Raw genomic sequence first — 15,531 nt, 5'->3', positions numbered from 1 at the left:
CGTGGTTTGCGAGGCGGCCGGGCCGCTCAGGCCGCACAACAGCGCAGATGACAGGATCGCGACCGCTGCCGGCGCGACGAAGCTTGATGACATTCTCACGACCCGTTCTCCCAAATATGGAAATAAACGCCGTCCCCGGCCTCAGTTGGCAGCGCGAGCATGTCCTTCGCCCGGGTCCATCGACATCGTAGGCTTCACTGGAAGTGTTCGATGTATCCCGCAAATTTCCGGGCGTGCCGGTTTTGAAATTTTCTATGTCGGACCGGCAGCACGATACAATACGTTACAAAATGGGATGTCGCTTGCCGCGGCGGTTGGGTACTCTGGCGTGTATGGAGACTCCAGACCATATTCTCGTCGTCGACGATGATCTGGGTTTGCGCGAGCTGCTGGACCGATACTTTGTCGGTCACGGCTATCGGGTCACGACGGTGGCCAACGGCCGGCAGATGCGCGAGGCTCTAGCAAACCACCGGATCGATCTAATCGTGCTCGACCTCATGCTGCCGGGAGACGACGGCCTTACGCTCTGCCGCAACCTGCGCGCGAATCAATCCTATGACATTCCGATCCTGATGCTGACGGCGCGTGGCGATGAAGCAGACCGGATCGTTGGCCTCGAGATGGGGGCAGACGACTATCTCACCAAGCCGTTTGCCCCGCGCGAGCTGCTGGCACGAATTCGCTCGGTCTTGCGCAGGGCCGAGATGCTGCCACGCAACCTTGCGGTATCGGAGAAAGCCCGCCTGTTTCGGTTTGGCGAATGGAAGCTCGATACGGCCGGGCGTTGCCTGGTCGACGCCCACGAGACCGTGGTCTCGTTGAGCGGCGCCGAATATCGGCTGTTGCGGGTGTTTCTCGATCACCCGCACCATGTCCTCAATCGCGATCAACTGCTCGACCTGACGCAAGGCCGCGAGGCCGAAGTGTTCGATCGGTCGATCGACCTTCTGGTCAGCCGCCTTCGGCAGCGATTGGGCGACGACGCTCGCGAGCCGTCCTACATCAAGACGGTGCGCAGCGAAGGCTACGTCTTCGCGGTCTCCGTCGAAGCGTTGCAGGCGCCGTCATGAGCGTCCGTTTTCGGCGGATGGCTGCGCGTCTTTGGCCGGCCTCCCTGTTCGGCCGGCTCGCGATCATCCTGTTTTCCGGCCTTGTGGCTGCCCATGTGCTGGCCTTTGTTTTGATCGCTCTCGACCGCCTCGCCATCGAAGACGAGTTGGGGAGTAAATTTGCGGCTGGGGACATCGCGGACGCGGTCGCTATCCTCGACCACGTCGAGCCTGAAGAAAGACCCGCTTGGCTTGACCGCCTCTCTCGACGCCATTGGCGATACATTCTCAGCGATGAGGGAGAGCTGGAAGCGGAGACACCCAAACGACGGCAGGCGAATATCGCGCGTTTGCGGGCCGCGCTGGGGCCCGACCACGACGCGAATTTTGTCCACTTCGATCCACCGCAGCGACTGCGACGGGGCATACGCATGCACCTGAAGGACGGTAGCCCTGTGACGATCGAGATCTTTTGGCAGGGGCCGGTCATTTCGCCCTGGTTGCCGGCGGCGCTCGCCGCCCAACTCTGCATTATCGCGTTTTTCGTCTGGCTTGCCATCAAGCTCGCGACGCAGCCGCTGGCGCGCCTCGAGCACGCGGCCCACAGTCTGGGCTCGGATTGCCGCAGCGAGCCGCTCCCAGAGGATGGTCCGAAGGAAGTGGCGCGCGCTGCTACCGCGCTCAACGCCATGCAGCGACGCATTGCCGAGCAGGTCGCGGAACGAATCCAGATTCTCGCAGCGATCTCGCACGACCTTCAGACCCCGATCACGCGCATGCGGTTGCGCGCTGACTTCCTGGGTGACAGCGACGCCAGGGAAAAGCTGCAGGGCGACCTGCAGGAAATGCAGACGCTGGTCAAGCAGGGCCTCGCCCTGGCGCGGGATTACGACGGCATTGGCCCGACGGCCACCGCGCATGTCGCCGTCGAAGCATCGCGGGAGCCGTCATGAGCGCCCGCTTTCGGCGGATGGCGGCGCGTCTTTGGCCGGACTCACTGTTCCGCCGGCTAGCGATCATCCTGTTCGTCGGACTGCTGGCTGCACATGTGCTGTCCTTTGGCCTGGTTGCCCTCAATGTCTTCGGCCCCAGCAACGAGTCATCGGATGACTATTTCATGAGGTCCATCGCGATGGCGGTCGCCATCCTCGACCGGGTCAAGCCTGAAGAACAGCCCGCTTGGCTCGAACGACTCGCTCGACCTGGATATCGATACGTTGTCAGAGATGTTCTTGGAGATGGGGGAGAGATCGAACCGGTGCCACCCAGACGGCGGCAAGAGAACCTGGTGCGTTTGCGGGCCATGATGGGAGACGGTCACGACGCGAAATCAGTCTTCTATCTCGATCCGCTGGGTCGACGGCGACTGGGCTGGCTCCTTCACCTGAAGGACGGCACACCGCTGATGCTCGAATTCGCCGCACCGAAGAAAGCCGCTTTGCCTTTGTTGCCGACGTTGGTTTCGTCCTGGTTGCCGGTGGCGCTCACCGTTCAGCTCTGTTTTCTCGCCTTGTTCACGTGGATTGCCGTGAAATTGGCGACGCGGCCATTGGCGCGCCTTGAGCGCGCGGCCAATAGCCTGGGCTCGGATTTGCGCGGTGAGCCGCTCCCCGAGGATGGCCCCAAGGAAGTGGTGCGCGCCGCTACCGCGTTCAACGCCATGCAGCGGCGTATTGCCGAGCAAGCGGTGGAACGTATCCAGATTCTGGCGGGAATCTCGCGTCGCCTTCAAACCCCGATCACGCGCATGCGGCTGCGCGCCGATTTCCTTGGTGACGGCGACGCCCGGGAAAAGCTGCAGGGCGACCTGGAGGAAATGCAGACGCTGGTCAAGCAGGGCCTTGCTTTGGCCCGCGGGCGCGACGAAATCGCCGGGCAACGGTGCCAGACCGACCTGCACGCCCTGATCGACAGCCTCGTCTGCGACTATTCCGACGCCGGAAAATCGCTGCGTTTTTCCGGAGAGCGCGGGGTGACGGTTCTCACACACCCGCAGGCCTTGCGCCGCATCATGATCAACCTAATCGATAACGGGCTGAAATTCGGCGAGGACGTCGAAGTCGCCATCGATGCGCTGCAGTCGAACCGCATCGCGATCACCGTATCGGACCGCGGCCCTGGCATTCCCGAAGAACATCTGAAGTCGGTATTCTTGCCGTTCTACCGCGTCGAGGCCTCGCGCAACCGCGAAACCGGCGGCACCGGCCTCGGCCTCGCCATCGCCCAGCAACTCGTCACCGCACTCCGCGGCACGCTCACGCTCGCCAATCGCGCCGGCGGCGGGCTGGAGGCGAGGGTAGAGTTTTCGGGGTGAGGGGTGGATATGCAGAGGCCGCGCCGGGTGTTCGAACAGGCTACACGCCTGTTGCGATCGGAAGAGTCCTGCCGACTTAATCGCTTCTTCCGCACGAGCGCAACTAGCGGCGCCCTCCGCGCGCGGAAACTTGCCCGACCGCAAAGATGGCCGCCGCAGCAGCGGCCATGCTATTCGCCATCACGAGAGAAATGAGCAGCGGCGTAAACATGACGACCAGCTAACCTTGCAAACACCGGTTTTGGTTGATGTTGGTTCTGTCCGAAATTCTCGGCGGCGCTCCTGTGCACGACGCCTGCACCTTCTGGAACGAGCGTAGCTCTATCTGGCGGACACGTTCGCGAGATATTCCATACTCCGCCGCGAGTGCTCCGAGGTTCGGGGGATCGTCCGACAGATAGCGCGCCGTAAAAATGCGTTTTTCGCGTGGACTCAGCTTCTCGATGGCGGCATTCAGCGCTTCGCGGCGCCGGGCCAGTTCCTGGTTCTCGGCAATCTCGACGTCGTGTGCAGGTGAGGGGTCAGCGAGCCGTTCGAGCGCGTCTTCGCCGCCGTCGTCGTGAACGGCCGAGTTCAGGGAGACGTCGCCGCGCAAGCGTCGATCCATATTGACCACTTCATCTTCCGGCACCTTGAGGCGCGCAGCAATCGTCTTGACTTGCTCCGGCCGCAGATCCCCGTCCTCGAGCGCCGAGATGGCGCTCTTGGATTTCCTGAGTTTGAAGAACAGCTTTTTCTGTGCGGAGTTCGCCGAAATCTTCACCAGTGACCATGACCGAAGAACGTATTCCTGGATGGTCGCTTTGATCCACCACATGGCGTAGGTAGAAAGACGAATCCCGCGCTCCGGGTCGAAGCGACGCACCGCTTGCATGAGACCGATGTTGCCCTCGGAGACGATGTCCGCGATAGGCAACCCATAGCCACGATACCGCATGGCGACTTTGGCAACGAGCCGCAGATGGCTCGTGACGAGGCGATAGGCTGCCTCAGCATCGTGCTGATCGCGCCAGCGCCTGGCGAAAGTCGTCTCTTCCTCCTGCGTGAGGATCGGGAATTTTCGAATTTCGGCTAGATAGTGCGCAAGCCCGGCGCCGATAGCGGGCAAAGGCTGAGAAACAGTCTGATGCATTTTCCCCTCGTGATAACAAATGAGTTCGAATGCAGGGCATCGGCAGGCGACCCTCATCACGACATTCCCGTTGGCTCCGGTGCCCGTCAATCGTTCCCGGCGTTTTTCAAATGTCGGGCGATGCCATCAGCGTCGATCGGTTCTGCCTGCCTCCATCAACAATCCCATTGAAGGGACGTCGCCCCATCCTTGCCAGGTGGAGTGTCGGCCTGGCCTCCGCTGAGATCCGCGCTCGGCTCTTTGTCCGAATCGAGTATGCGCAAGGCATCCACGATGTCGTCGAAGCTGACAGTGGCTCCATGAGTCGATCGGGTCGGTTCGGACGCCTCCTTCACGGCGCAGGCGTCTGCGGCCCAGGAAGACAGGATTGCCCGTTTCTCGTACGTCGTCAGATCGCAGTCCTCGACGACGTCCATCGGGTGAACGAATGCATCCGCCGGGTGCAGCAATGCGTCCATCTGCAGCTTCGCTGCCGATTCGCGAGTCGACGATTCTCCATGTTGGATGGAGAGGCGGTTCGGGAGCATTTGCCGCAACAGGGATTCCACGAGGACCCGCTCTTCCTTCAGTCGACGCGCGACATACGCTCGTTCCAGATCCGATAGACGGGTTTTGAGCAGTCTCTGGTAGCGGTGAATGTTGTTGCGATGAGCGCGCAGGCGCTCCAGCGTCATTTCGGTCATCATCATGCACCTCAATTCGGCTTCAGGCGGCCAAGGCTCGCTCGGTGCTGCGCAATCGACAGGGCTTGCCTCCCGGCGGATTTCGCGGGCCGCTGTCCAGCTCACACAAGGCCTCCAGGATCTCGTCGATGGACACCGGCCTTTTCAGCCCGGCAGGCGAGCGCAGAGAGGGGCAGGACGCTATCGCAGATGCATCCGATGCCCAGGATGCCAGAATGGCTCGCTTCTCGGCCGTGGTCAGGCCGGTGTGACGCACCACATCCCTCGGATGTTCGAAGCGTGCGGCTGGATGAAGAAGCGCTTGGAAGTCGAAAACGTCGTGGTCGGCGGTCGTCGGCCGCATGGTATCCTCCTTTTCATGGACGATGAACGGCGGCCGCGCGAGTCCTCGCGCGGCACGCCCAGGGGCCGTCTAGGCGGCCTTGGCTTCCAGTTTCTGGACCTTGTCGGCCGGTACGCCGTTGATCGCGATCCGGCGCGGCTTCATGGCTTCGGGGATTTCCCGAACCAGTTCGATCTTGAGCAGCCCATTGTCGAACGCGGCGCTCTTGACCTCGACGTGATCCGCAAGGGAGAACTGCCGCTTGAAGTTGCGGGTCGAGATGCCGCGATACAGGAAGTCGCCCTCGGCCTTTTCGGGCTTGCTGCCTTCGATCGTTACCACGTTCTGCTCGGCCGTGATCGCGATGTCGCTCGGCGCAAAACCTGCGACGGCGAGCGAAATCTGGTAGCGGTCCTCGGCCAGGCGTTCGATGTTGTAGGGCGGATAATTGTCCTCGCCGGCCCGGTGGGCCGTTTCCGCAAGGTCGAAAAGGCGATCGAAGCCGATGGTCGAACGCCAGAGGGGCGAGAAATCATAGGTGCGCATAGCCAAATCCTCCAAAGAGCAAGATGGATACGAGCGGCACCGGACACGACCGGTGCCCGTCTCATCGCCGGGCCCATGAGGCGCCCGGGACACCACCGTCGGGTGGCAGCAAAAAAATTAGCAAAGCCGGTTTTGGTTTCAAGAGGGCGGCTAAAAAATTTTATAGCGGCTCCGGGCGGCGTCCGCATTTCGTTAACAAATGCTGAAATGGCGTGTTCCGTTGCCGCCCGAACGCATGAGCAGAGGCAGCTGCCGGACATTGCGCGCCTTCCCCCGGACCGGCGAAGGGCGGGCAGCGACGATACGTCGGAAGGGCGGCGCGTTGGGCGCCGCCCGGATGGTTGCGTCAATCGGCGTTGATGGCGATACGCTTGACGCCTTCGCGCGGCTTGTCGGACTTCGGCAAGGAGATGGTCAGAACACCGTTCTTGAACGACGCCTGGGCCTTGTCCTCACGGACGTCCTCGAGCGGGATCTGGCGTTCAAAGGAGCCATAGTAGCGCTCGGTAAAATACTTTCCTTCGCCGTTGCGTTCGGCCTTCTTCTCGCCGCGGATGGTCAGGACGCCGTTGGCAATTTCGACCTGGATGTCTTTCTCGGTCATCCCGGGCAATTCTGCCGAGATGGTCAGGTGCTTGTCGCCATCGTTCAGTTCGATTTTCGGCCAGCTGAATCGGCCTTCCATCAGCGGTGACAGACTGTTGCTGCCGAAGCCGCGAAAGACGTCGTCGAACAGACGATTCATCTCTCGATGCAACGTCAGGAACGGATCGAAGGTGTCACGCGCGGGCGCGACCTCCTGACTCTTGGTCCATGGAATGAGATCACGAATAGCCATGTTTGTTCTCCTTGTTGATGAGTTGGAATGCGGACGTCGTCCGACAACACCGGTTCTCGATGCTTGATCGGGTTAGGTCGCTTGCTGCCTGATCTGCGGCGCGGAGCTGCCGGCCACTGCCAGGGAGACCCTGAATTCGTCCTCGTTGGAACGTTCGATGTTTCGGAGTGGGCAATTGTCTTCGTTGAACGGACGCAGTGCGTGGTCAACGAGATCGGTCACATGTTCGAAGCCGATCGGGGAGCGCCAGAGCGGCGCCAAGTCGAGGGTGGTCCTCATACCAAGTCCTCCTGAGAGCAAGTTGGATACGAAGGAGCGCTGGACACCTGTCCGGCGCCCGGTTTTGTCCGCCGGACCCGAACTGGCATCCGGCACCGCGACTTTGCGGCGAAAATGAAATAGGAAAAGCGCTGATTGTTTCAAGAACGCCCTGAAATTCTCAGGCTGCTCTGACGGCGGTCAATCGCGCAAGTCGCAGCATTTCCTGCTCGGCCGCTACGGCGAGGCGTGTCAACCTTTGCCGCTCGTCATCGGGCAGGTTGCCCCGCGCCAGCAATGTCTGACAGTGCAAAAGGACGCGCCGCTCGCTTTCCATGAGAAAGGCGCGCACGGTTTGGGGCAGGGGCCGCTCGCCCCGGGAGGCGAGCGGCCAAGTGGAAGGCTTGAACATTTCGTGTCTCAGCTGACAAAGGACGCGACCTTCATGGATCGCGACCGGTAGTGCGAGTTCAACTGACCCGGGGCAGGTCCTGTCCGTCGTCCGAGGGAAGCCGGAAAATGCCGGGCTGGATTCCATTCGGGAGCAGCAGTGTGTCGACCTTGAAAATCGGCGCGCCCGGCTTCCAATCCATCCAGCGCATGGAATCCAGATAGCGAACGGGCGGCAACGGAAGGGCGTGGCTGGCCTGGTCGAACGCTTGCCGGGGCGTGGTGTTCATTGCGAGGGCGTTGCTCGGCAGCAGCATTGCGAATGCCAAGGTGCCGGCAACCATCCATCGGCGGCGGCGCAACATCTCCGGGATAGCGGAGACGGATCCGTGATTTTCGGTCATCTCATCCTCCTGTCGGTACAAAGCTGATCCATCCGATCGTGGTGAGGCTGAGGGCGAACATGAGCCAGTGCACTACAGTCGCCCCGCTCTTGCGCGATCGGGATTGCATGCGTGTGCCCATCCAAATCTCCTTTGGGTGCTTCCTTTCTCGTTGCGGTATCTCAAAGCCGGATTCCGGAAACAGGTCCCCGACCGCGGAACGACCTAGGCAAGGAAAAAACGGCGTTCAAGGGGGCTCGTAAAAAAATTTCCCGCGCGTCGGGCAGCGTGCCGGGCATCCTCTTGAACCGCCGTTGTTCTCGGCCCAGCTAATCGACGCCGGTCGAGGAGGGACCGTCACGCAAACGGATGAGGAGAATCGATGCTGCTGCTGCATTGGCTCGGACAGGCGAGCATTGTCTCGGCCCTGGTTCTGGCGCTGTCCGGACCGCCCGTCATGGCCCAGATTCCGGATCTCGGTACGGGCCGCGTTCCCACGCTTGCCCCGCTGGTCAGGGAGGTGACACCCGCCGTCGTCAACATCTCGGTGCAGGGGCGGGTGCGGGAAGACAATCCGCTCTACCAGGATCCGCTGTTCCGCGAGTTCTTCAATGTCCCGAAGCAACTCGAGAAGGAGGTCAACGCCACCGGCTCGGGGGTGATCGTCGATGCGCAGCGCGGGTATGTGCTGACGGCCAACCACGTCGTCGCCAACGCGACCGCGGTGCAGATCAGGACCAAGGATGGCCGCAAATTCGCCGGCCGCGTCGTCGGCCGCGATGCGCCGACCGACATTGCGCTGCTGCAGATCAGGGAGCCGTCCGGGCTGAAGGCGATCGCGTTCGGCGACAGCGACGCGCTGCAGGTCGGCGACTTCGTGATCGCGGTCGGCAATCCCTTTGGTCTCGGACAGACCGTGACCTCGGGCCTCGTCAGCGCGCTGGGACGCACCGGGCTCGGCAAGCACGGTTATGAGGATTTCATCCAGACCGACGCGGCGATCAACCCCGGCAATTCCGGCGGCGCCTTGATCAGCCTGCGCGGTGAACTGGTCGGCATCAATACGGCGATCATTTCCCCCGGCGGCGGCAATGTCGGCATCGGCTTTGCGGTCCCGATCAACATGGCGCGCAAGGTAATGGATCAGCTGGCAGCGACCGGCCGGGTCGAGCGCGGGCGGATCGGCATCGCCCTGGAAGATCTGGAAGCGCCGGGCGCGACGCAGGGCGCCCGCGTCAAGGAGGTCAGCCCCGGCTCGCCCGCCGAGCGGGCAGGGCTGCGCCGCGGCGATATCATCCTCAAAGCCAATGATCTCCCGATCCGCAGCGCCACCCAGATGCGCAACATGATCGGGCTGACGCCGGTGGGTCGGCAGGTGCGGCTGACGCTTCAACGCGATCGGGCGACCGAGAATGCGACGGTCGAGGTCGAGCCGATGAACGAGCAGAAGCCGAAGGGTCCACGGGCCGGATTGAACTAGTCCGCTGATCGCAGCGTGCGGACATACGGCCTCACGCCATCTACGCTCAATCCGAGGCGCGCGATCTCGTTCTCGGAAAGGCGGCGCAAAGCGGTCCGCTTGTCATCCCGAAGGATCCCCGGGTAGCGCAGGATCGCCTCTTCCGCGTCACCTGCCTCGAGCGTTCCGACCGCAAAGAATCTGGGATCAGCTTCCCGTTCCGTCAGGCGTAACTCGACGAGCCAGCCACCTTGCGCAAGTCCTGTTACATCAGATTCATCTCCGCACGATTGCTCTCCCAGACCGCCCTGGCTGGCTGTTCGACGCGAGTTTTCGAGGCTCGGTAGCGGCACCGGGTATGTCTTAGCGACGGCCTGATCGCTTGAGTTCGGCGACCTGCTGCTTCTCTCCGGAAAGCTTGCCCCCGGCATGCAGGCTGCTGCAGTACCACCAGACTTCAAATTGTCTCCATGCCAGAAACATTCCGGTCTCCCGGCACTCCTGGTAGGTCTTGTAGTTGCGTCCGTTTCTGCACGTTGTCGATATCGTAAAATCTCCTGACGTGGAGCATCCGTTCCACGGTTGGTTGCCGTATTTGAAGCTTGTCTGGCAGCCGTCGGTGCAATTGCTGGAGGTCTTCTCAAGCGCGGCAATTCTCGCCATCACTGAGCCGGCCGCCGGCTTTTGAGCTGATGTCGATGGCGTTTGAGGGGCTGGCGCTGCCGGGCGAGCTGCCACCGTGTTTGCCACCGGGGGCGCCTGCCGCTGTGGTCTTGCTACCGGCCTTACGACCTGCTTCGGCGCCACGACGGTGATGCCGGGAAGCTGGCTGGTGGTTGCCGTTTGCGCGGCTGCCGTGCCGCTCAGCAACACGGTCGACAGGGCAGCGAGCGCCGAGGGGGCGACAAGGCTCGATAACATTCTCATCACTCGTTCTCCCAAATACCGTCCTCGGTTCGGACTGCGCTACCTGTTTCGATTCTCCGCGGTGACCCGGAATTTCCCCCCATTCAGCATGCCATTGCAATACCACCACGATCGGTTGCGGTCCCAGCCCAGGAACATTTTGGTTTCTACGCATTGCGCGTAGTCCCTGTGCGTGAGTGTGTCCTTGCAGGTTGCTGAGAAAACCGAGTTGTATCCTGCCGATTCACTGCATCCAACCCAAGGATCCTTGCCACGTGGGCGACTTGACTCGCAGCCATCGTTGCAACTGCTGGCCTCTCGCTCGAGTCGGGCAAGCTTCGCCGCCACAGGACTGAGCGGCGTCGTCCCTCCCGCTGTTTGAGCCGTCGTCCGGGCGGTCTGGCCTCTTCGGAAACCTGTACCCTTGTTTGCAGCTCGCACCTGCCCCTGCAGCGGCCTCGCTTTTTGCTCCGGCGCCGTGACCGTAACGCTGGGCAGAGGGGAGCTTGGCGTGGTTTGCGAGGCAGCCGTGCCGCTTAAGCCGAACAACAATGAGATTGACAGGATCGCGACGGCTGAGGGCGTGACAGGGCTCGATGACATTCTCATCACTCTTACTCCCAAGTTCGGCGCAGCCACATGCATCTTCCACGCGCGCAACAAAGCGTTCAGTCGGGCGGCAGGTTCGCCGCAGTGCAGCGATCTCGCATCTCCCAAAAGGAAGGCCAGCATCACTTGAAATGTCCGATGTATCCCGCGAATTTCCGCGTCGGCCGCTTTTGAAATTTTCTATGTCGGTACGGCAGGACGATACATTACGTTACAAAATGGGATGTCACTTGCCTCGGCGGTTGAGTACTCTGGCGCGTATGGGCAATCCGAACCACATTCTCGTCGTCGACGACGACCTGGGTTTGCGCGAGCTGCTGGACCGATACTTTGTCGGTAACGGCTATCGGGTCACGACGGTGGCTAACGGCCGGCAGATGCGCGAGGTTCTCGCAAACCACCGGATCGATCTGATCGTGCTCGACCTGATGCTGCCGGGGGACGACGGCCTTACGCTCTGCCGCAACTTGCGCGCGAATCAACCCTATGACATTCCGATCCTGATGCTGACGGCGCGCGGCGATGAAGCAGACCGCATCGTCGGCCTGGAGATGGGGGCGGACGACTATCTCACGAAGCCGTTTGCCCCGCGCGAACTGCTCGCACGGATCCGCTCGGTTTTGCGCAGGGCCGAGATGCTGCCCCGCAACCTTGCGGCATCGGAGAAAGCCCGCCTTCTGCGGTTCGGCGAATGGAAGCTCGATACGGCCGGGCGTTTCCTCGTCGACGCCGACGGGACCGTGGTCTCGTTGAGCGGCGCCGAATATCGACTGCTGCGCGTGTTTCTCGATCACCCCCAACATGTCCTCAATCGCGATCAACTGCTCAACCTGACGCAAGGCCGTGAGGCCGAAGTCTTCGATCGGTCGATCGATCTGCTTGTCAGCCGCCTTCGCCAGCGACTGCGCGAAGACGCCCGGGAGCCGTCCTACATCAAGACGGTGCGCAGCGAAGGCTACGTCTTTGCAGCCGCCGTCGAGGCATTGCAGGGGCCGACATGAGCGCGCGTTTTCGGCGCATGGCGGCGCGACTTTGGCCGGCCTCCCTGTTCGGCCGGCTGGCGATGATCCTGTTTTCCGGCCTCGTGGTTGCACATGTGCTGGCCTTCGTTTTGATTGCCCTCGACCGCATCGCTATCGAAGACGAAATGGGGAGTAAATTTGCGGCTGGGGACATCGCGGACGCGGTCGCCATCCTCGACCACCTCAAGCCTGAAGAAAGACCCGCCTGGCTTGACCGCGTCTCTCGACGCAATTGGCGATACATTCTCAGCGATGAGGGAGAGCTGGAAGCGGAGACACCCAAACGACGGCAAGCGAATATCGCGCGTTTGCGGGCCGCGCTGGGGCCCGACCACGACGCGAATTTTGTCCACTTCGATCCACCGCAGCGACTGCGACGGGGCATACGCATGCACCTGAAGGACGGTAGCCCCGTGACGATCGCGATCTTTCCGGCGAAGGAAATCATTTCGCCCTGGTTGCCGGCGGCGCTGGCCGTTCAACTCTGTATCATCGCATTCTTCGTCTGGGTTGCCGTAAAGCTCGCGACGCAACCGCTGGCGCGCCTCGAACGCGCAGCCAACGGCCTGGGCTCGGATTTGCGCGCCGAGCCGCTCCCGGAGGATGGTCCGAAGGAAGTGGCGCGTACCGCTGCCGCGCTCAACGCCATGCAGCGACGCATTGCCGAGCAGGTCGCGGAACGAATCCAGATTCTGGCGGCGATCTCGCACGATCTTCAGACCCCGATCACACGGATGCGGCTGCGCGCTGATTTCCTGGGCGACAGCGACGCCAGGGAAAAGCTGCAGGGCGACCTGCAGGAAATGCAGACGCTTATCAAGCAGGGTCTCGCCCTGGCGCGGGAGTACGACGGCATTGGCCCGCAGGCCACCGCGCATGTCGCCGTCGAAGCATCGCGGGAGCCGTCATGAGCGCCCACCTTCGACGTATGGCGGCGCGTCTTTGGCCGGACTCACTGTTCCGCCGGCTGGCGATCATCCTGTTCGCCGGTCTGCTGGCTGCGCATCTGCTGTCCTTTGGTCTGGTCGCCCTCAATGTCTTCGGCCCCAGCGGCGAGCAGTCGGATGACTATTTCATGAGATCCATCGCGATGGCGGTCGCTATCCTCGATCGGGTCAAGCCCGAAGAAAGACCCGCATGGCTCGACCGCTTCGCTCGACCTACATATCGATACGTTGTCAGAGAGGGAGGGGAGATAGAAGCGGCGCCACCCAAACGACGACAAGAGAACCTGGCGCGTTTGAGGGCCATGCTGGGGAGCGACCACGACGCGACCACCGTCTTCTACCTCGATCCACTGAATCGACAGAGACTGGGCTGGCTCATTCACCTTAAGGACGGCAGCCCGCTGATGCTCGAATTCGCCGCACCGAGGAGGGCCATTTCGCCTTTGTTGCCGACGCTGGTTTCGCCCTGGTTGCCGGCGGCGCTCGCCGTCCAACTCTGCTTTCTCGCATTCTTCACCTGGGTTGCGGTGAAGCTCGCGACACGACCGCTGGCGCGCCTCGAGCGTGCGGCCAACAGCCTGGGTTCGGATCTGCGCGCCGCGCCGCTCCCGGAGGATGGCCCGAAGGAAGTGGTGCGCGCCGCTACCGCGTTCAACGCCATGCAGCGTCGCATTGCCGAGCAGGCGGTGGAGCGGATCCAGATTCTGGCGGGGATCTCGCGCCGCCTTCAGACTCCGATCACGCGCATGCGGCTGCGCGCTGATTTCCTCGGTGACGGCGACGCCAGGGAAAAGCTGCAGGGCGACCTGCAGGAAATGCAGACGCTAGTCAAGCAGGGTCTTGCGTTGGCCCGCGGCCGCGACGAGATTAGCGAGCAGCGCTGCCAGACCGACCTGCATGCCCTGATCGACAGCCTCGTCTGCGACTATTCCGACGCCGGAAATTCTGTTCGCTTTTCCGGAGAACGCGGGGTGACGATTCTCACGCACCCGCAGGCCTTGCGCCGCATCATGATCAACCTGATCGATAACGGGCTGAAATTCGGCGAGGATGTCGAAGTCGCCATCGATGCGCAACAATCGGATAGCATCGCGATCAGCGTATCGGACCGAGGCCCCGGCATTCCCGACGAGCATCTGAAATCGGTATTTTTGCCGTTCTATCGCGTCGAGGCCTCGCGCAGTCGCGAAACCGGCGGCACCGGGCTCGGCCTCGCCATCGCCCAGCAACTCGTCAACGCGCTTCGCGGCACGCTCACGCTCGCCAATCGCGACGGCGGCGGACTGGAAGCACGCCTGGAACTGGCGAGGTAGCTATAATGTGAAACAGACATCTGATAGGCTTCGGCCGAATGGATCTCGCTTGGTTGCGAACGATATCGTGAAATGCTCAAACCTCTCGAACGGCCGCAAAGCCTTTGTTGCGTGCTGCTGACGACAGCAGTCCTGCTTGTCGTGGCTCCGATGTCCTGCATCGCGGGGTGCTATGGCCGCGATGGATCAACTCCTCAGACGCGCTTCCAACTTCTTGGCGGTGAAGTGCGGGATACGAAAACGGGCCTGCTTTGGAAGCGATGTTCCCTGGGCACCGAGTGGACAGGCCATGGGGCGTGTGAGGGGCAGGTTCAGTATCTTGGATTGAAAGAAGCCATTGCCGCGGCATCTGAGGGATGGCGTGTCCCTTCGGGCCCAGAACTCCAAAGTTTGGTAGACGTTGGTTGTGGCAGCCCGGTTGTCGATCCGTCCGTATTTCCTGATATACGCGCGGATGCCGAGGGGCACGCAAAGTATTGGACCACGAACGCCATGGGCGGCGAGTTGGACCTTTACTGGAATTTCGATTTCATCGACGGCCAGCCGGACGCCAATTCGCGCGGTATTCAATTGTTCGTAAGGCTTGTGAAATCGACGCGTTAGGGTTGGGGCGTCTACTTCCGCTTTGACTAGAGCCGAAACAGGCGACGCCCGCGGAAGGCTGACATGTCGCCTTTCCAATCCCTGCGCGCGCCCCGTTTACCATCGCGATGCGCGTGGTACGATCCGTGTTGCGAGTTGGCAGTACAGCGCCACCAGCTGTTTGGACGGAAGGTCCTGACGACATGGCATCCTGGCTCGCGTCGAATCCGCTTTACGGGAGGACGCTCTTGAGCATGCAAACCATCCGATCGCCCAAGGTGGCCGAGGCGCCGCCGCAGACCTGGTCCAACATGAAAGTGGCCAACGGACATTTCCACATCGCGGGGATGACCGGCTCGGGGCCCCAGGGGGAGCATCCAGGCGACGACATGTACGTTCAGGCCAAGTCGATCTTCCAGAAGTTCAAGGACATGCTGGAGGCCGCGGGGGGCAAGATGAATGACATCATGTCCATCACGGTGTACGTCACCAATCTCGATGAAAACACCGAGGTGTGGCGCGCGCGCCGGGAGTTCTTCACCGGCGATTTTCCCTGTTCAACCTTGATCGAGGTAAAGCGCGTGGGCTCGCCCAAGGCCAACCCGCCGCTCAAGGTGGAGATCAACGCGACCGGCGTGATCGGCGCGGGGGTCTAGTTCGGTTTTATCGGGCGCCCAGCGGGCTGGTCTCGGAGAACCCGGGCCTGACGGTCTCGGCAGTGCCGGGGCTTGCGTCGTTCGAGGCAAAGCACGAACAGTGCTGAAGGGACGCTTAG

18 protein-coding genes are annotated in these 15,531 nt (G+C 61.9%); 9 read left to right on the top strand and 9 right to left on the bottom strand.

Annotated features, from left to right (window positions below; genetic code table 11):
• Positions 1–332 precede the first annotated feature (332 nt).
• Genes QUH67_RS21005 through QUH67_RS20995 form a run of 3 tightly spaced genes read left to right on the top strand, consistent with a single transcriptional unit; the run spans position 333 to position 3,366 of the window.
• Positions 333–1,073 (top strand): response regulator, encoded by a 741-nt coding sequence (locus QUH67_RS21005; protein WP_300948119.1) that lies wholly within the window; start codon positions 333–335, stop codon positions 1,071–1,073.
• Positions 1,070–2,005 carry a histidine kinase dimerization/phospho-acceptor domain-containing protein gene (locus QUH67_RS21000; RefSeq protein WP_300940880.1) on the top strand — a complete coding sequence of 312 codons (936 nt, stop codon included), beginning with the start codon at positions 1,070–1,072 and terminating at the stop codon, positions 2,003–2,005. Before QUH67_RS21005 ends, QUH67_RS21000 begins: the two co-directional genes overlap by 4 nt.
• Positions 2,002–3,366 carry an ATP-binding protein gene (locus QUH67_RS20995; RefSeq protein WP_300940878.1) on the top strand — a complete coding sequence of 455 codons (1,365 nt, stop codon included), beginning with the start codon at positions 2,002–2,004 and terminating at the stop codon, positions 3,364–3,366. Before QUH67_RS21000 ends, QUH67_RS20995 begins: the two co-directional genes overlap by 4 nt.
• Before the next feature lie 220 nt (positions 3,367–3,586).
• On the opposite strand, the gene rpoH is transcribed toward QUH67_RS20995, so the two are convergent.
• From rpoH to QUH67_RS20955, 8 genes are all read right to left on the bottom strand, one after another.
• Positions 3,587–4,498, bottom strand: coding sequence for an RNA polymerase sigma factor RpoH (gene rpoH / locus QUH67_RS20990; RefSeq protein ID WP_300940877.1), 912 nt, complete (start codon positions 4,496–4,498; stop codon positions 3,587–3,589).
• A gap of 155 nt (positions 4,499–4,653) precedes the next feature.
• Positions 4,654–5,187 carry a hypothetical protein gene (locus tag QUH67_RS20985; RefSeq protein ID WP_300940876.1) on the bottom strand — a complete coding sequence of 178 codons (534 nt, stop codon included), beginning with the start codon at positions 5,185–5,187 and terminating at the stop codon, positions 4,654–4,656.
• 16 nt (positions 5,188–5,203) lie between these two features.
• Complete coding sequence (locus tag QUH67_RS20980) at positions 5,204–5,524, bottom strand: hypothetical protein (RefSeq protein WP_300940874.1); 321 nt, start codon at positions 5,522–5,524, stop codon at positions 5,204–5,206.
• A 69-nt stretch (positions 5,525–5,593) separates the two neighbouring features.
• Positions 5,594–6,049, bottom strand: coding sequence for an Hsp20 family protein (locus tag QUH67_RS20975; protein WP_300940873.1), 456 nt, complete (start codon positions 6,047–6,049; stop codon positions 5,594–5,596).
• 346 nt (positions 6,050–6,395) lie between these two features.
• The gene (locus QUH67_RS20970) at positions 6,396–6,887 is read right to left on the bottom strand and encodes an Hsp20/alpha crystallin family protein (protein WP_300940871.1); all 492 of its coding nucleotides are present in this window, start codon (positions 6,885–6,887) and stop codon (positions 6,396–6,398) included.
• A gap of 72 nt (positions 6,888–6,959) precedes the next feature.
• A complete protein-coding gene (locus tag QUH67_RS20965; protein WP_300940870.1) occupies positions 6,960–7,166 on the bottom strand; it encodes an alpha-crystallin domain-containing protein in 207 nt (68 codons plus the stop codon).
• A gap of 160 nt (positions 7,167–7,326) precedes the next feature.
• Positions 7,327–7,557 (bottom strand): hypothetical protein, encoded by a 231-nt coding sequence (locus QUH67_RS20960; protein ID WP_300940868.1) that lies wholly within the window; start codon positions 7,555–7,557, stop codon positions 7,327–7,329.
• 58 nt (positions 7,558–7,615) lie between these two features.
• Positions 7,616–7,939: a hypothetical protein gene (locus tag QUH67_RS20955; protein ID WP_300940866.1), complete on the bottom strand. Its 324-nt coding sequence runs from the start codon at positions 7,937–7,939 to the stop codon at positions 7,616–7,618.
• Positions 7,940–8,300: 361 nt separating this feature from the next.
• Here QUH67_RS20955 and QUH67_RS20950 point away from each other — a divergent pair, with 361 nt between their 5' ends.
• Positions 8,301–9,398, top strand: a complete 1,098-nt coding sequence (locus QUH67_RS20950) for a trypsin-like peptidase domain-containing protein (protein ID WP_300940864.1) — start codon at positions 8,301–8,303, stop codon at positions 9,396–9,398.
• A 342-nt stretch (positions 9,399–9,740) separates the two neighbouring features.
• On the opposite strand, the gene QUH67_RS20945 is transcribed toward QUH67_RS20950, so the two are convergent.
• Positions 9,741–10,304: a hypothetical protein gene (locus QUH67_RS20945; protein ID WP_300940862.1), complete on the bottom strand. Its 564-nt coding sequence runs from the start codon at positions 10,302–10,304 to the stop codon at positions 9,741–9,743.
• A gap of 848 nt (positions 10,305–11,152) precedes the next feature.
• On the opposite strand from QUH67_RS20945, the gene QUH67_RS20940 reads away from it, so the two are divergent.
• The 5 genes from QUH67_RS20940 (at position 11,153) to QUH67_RS20920 (ending at position 15,412) form a co-directional block, all read left to right on the top strand.
• Positions 11,153–11,893 (top strand): response regulator, encoded by a 741-nt coding sequence (locus QUH67_RS20940; RefSeq protein WP_300948118.1) that lies wholly within the window; start codon positions 11,153–11,155, stop codon positions 11,891–11,893.
• A 62-nt stretch (positions 11,894–11,955) separates the two neighbouring features.
• Positions 11,956–12,825, top strand: coding sequence for a histidine kinase dimerization/phospho-acceptor domain-containing protein (locus QUH67_RS20935; RefSeq protein ID WP_300940861.1), 870 nt, complete (start codon positions 11,956–11,958; stop codon positions 12,823–12,825).
• Entirely contained in the window at positions 12,822–14,174 is a 1,353-nt protein-coding gene (locus tag QUH67_RS20930; protein ID WP_300940859.1) for an ATP-binding protein, read from the top strand. Before QUH67_RS20935 ends, QUH67_RS20930 begins: the two co-directional genes overlap by 4 nt.
• 72 nt (positions 14,175–14,246) lie before the next feature.
• Entirely contained in the window at positions 14,247–14,777 is a 531-nt protein-coding gene (locus QUH67_RS20925) for an Lcl C-terminal domain-containing protein (RefSeq protein WP_300940858.1), read from the top strand.
• A 182-nt stretch (positions 14,778–14,959) separates the two neighbouring features.
• Positions 14,960–15,412 (top strand): RidA family protein, encoded by a 453-nt coding sequence (locus tag QUH67_RS20920; protein WP_300940857.1) that lies wholly within the window; start codon positions 14,960–14,962, stop codon positions 15,410–15,412.
• The last annotated feature ends 119 nt before the right edge of the window (positions 15,413–15,531 follow it).

Origin of the sequence: Bradyrhizobium roseum (assembly GCF_030413175.1) — a bacterium.
Taxonomy (GTDB): Bacteria; Pseudomonadota; Alphaproteobacteria; order Rhizobiales; family Xanthobacteraceae; genus Bradyrhizobium; species Bradyrhizobium roseum.
This window is presented reverse-complemented; position numbering and strand designations above follow the sequence as displayed.

Coding starts and splice junctions, on each gene's coding strand:
- QUH67_RS20980 (WP_300940874.1), bottom strand. CDS start 5,524: ATGCGGCCGACGACCGCCGACCACGACGTTTTCGACTTCCAAGCGCTT.
- QUH67_RS20950 (WP_300940864.1), top strand. CDS start 8,301: ATGCTGCTGCTGCATTGGCTCGGACAGGCGAGCATTGTCTCGGCCCTG.
- rpoH (WP_300940877.1), bottom strand. CDS start 4,498: ATGCATCAGACTGTTTCTCAGCCTTTGCCCGCTATCGGCGCCGGGCTT.
- QUH67_RS20920 (WP_300940857.1), top strand. CDS start 14,960: ATGGCATCCTGGCTCGCGTCGAATCCGCTTTACGGGAGGACGCTCTTG.
- QUH67_RS20945 (WP_300940862.1), bottom strand. CDS start 10,304: ATGAGAATGTTATCGAGCCTTGTCGCCCCCTCGGCGCTCGCTGCCCTG.
- QUH67_RS20940 (WP_300948118.1), top strand. CDS start 11,153: ATGGGCAATCCGAACCACATTCTCGTCGTCGACGACGACCTGGGTTTG.
- QUH67_RS20960 (WP_300940868.1), bottom strand. CDS start 7,557: ATGTTCAAGCCTTCCACTTGGCCGCTCGCCTCCCGGGGCGAGCGGCCC.
- QUH67_RS20965 (WP_300940870.1), bottom strand. CDS start 7,166: ATGAGGACCACCCTCGACTTGGCGCCGCTCTGGCGCTCCCCGATCGGC.
- QUH67_RS20985 (WP_300940876.1), bottom strand. CDS start 5,187: ATGATGATGACCGAAATGACGCTGGAGCGCCTGCGCGCTCATCGCAAC.
- QUH67_RS21000 (WP_300940880.1), top strand. CDS start 1,070: ATGAGCGTCCGTTTTCGGCGGATGGCTGCGCGTCTTTGGCCGGCCTCC.
- QUH67_RS20930 (WP_300940859.1), top strand. CDS start 12,822: ATGAGCGCCCACCTTCGACGTATGGCGGCGCGTCTTTGGCCGGACTCA.
- QUH67_RS21005 (WP_300948119.1), top strand. CDS start 333: ATGGAGACTCCAGACCATATTCTCGTCGTCGACGATGATCTGGGTTTG.
- QUH67_RS20975 (WP_300940873.1), bottom strand. CDS start 6,049: ATGCGCACCTATGATTTCTCGCCCCTCTGGCGTTCGACCATCGGCTTC.
- QUH67_RS20935 (WP_300940861.1), top strand. CDS start 11,956: ATGATCCTGTTTTCCGGCCTCGTGGTTGCACATGTGCTGGCCTTCGTT.
- QUH67_RS20970 (WP_300940871.1), bottom strand. CDS start 6,887: ATGGCTATTCGTGATCTCATTCCATGGACCAAGAGTCAGGAGGTCGCG.
- QUH67_RS20995 (WP_300940878.1), top strand. CDS start 2,002: ATGAGCGCCCGCTTTCGGCGGATGGCGGCGCGTCTTTGGCCGGACTCA.
- QUH67_RS20955 (WP_300940866.1), bottom strand. CDS start 7,939: ATGACCGAAAATCACGGATCCGTCTCCGCTATCCCGGAGATGTTGCGC.
- QUH67_RS20925 (WP_300940858.1), top strand. CDS start 14,247: ATGCTCAAACCTCTCGAACGGCCGCAAAGCCTTTGTTGCGTGCTGCTG.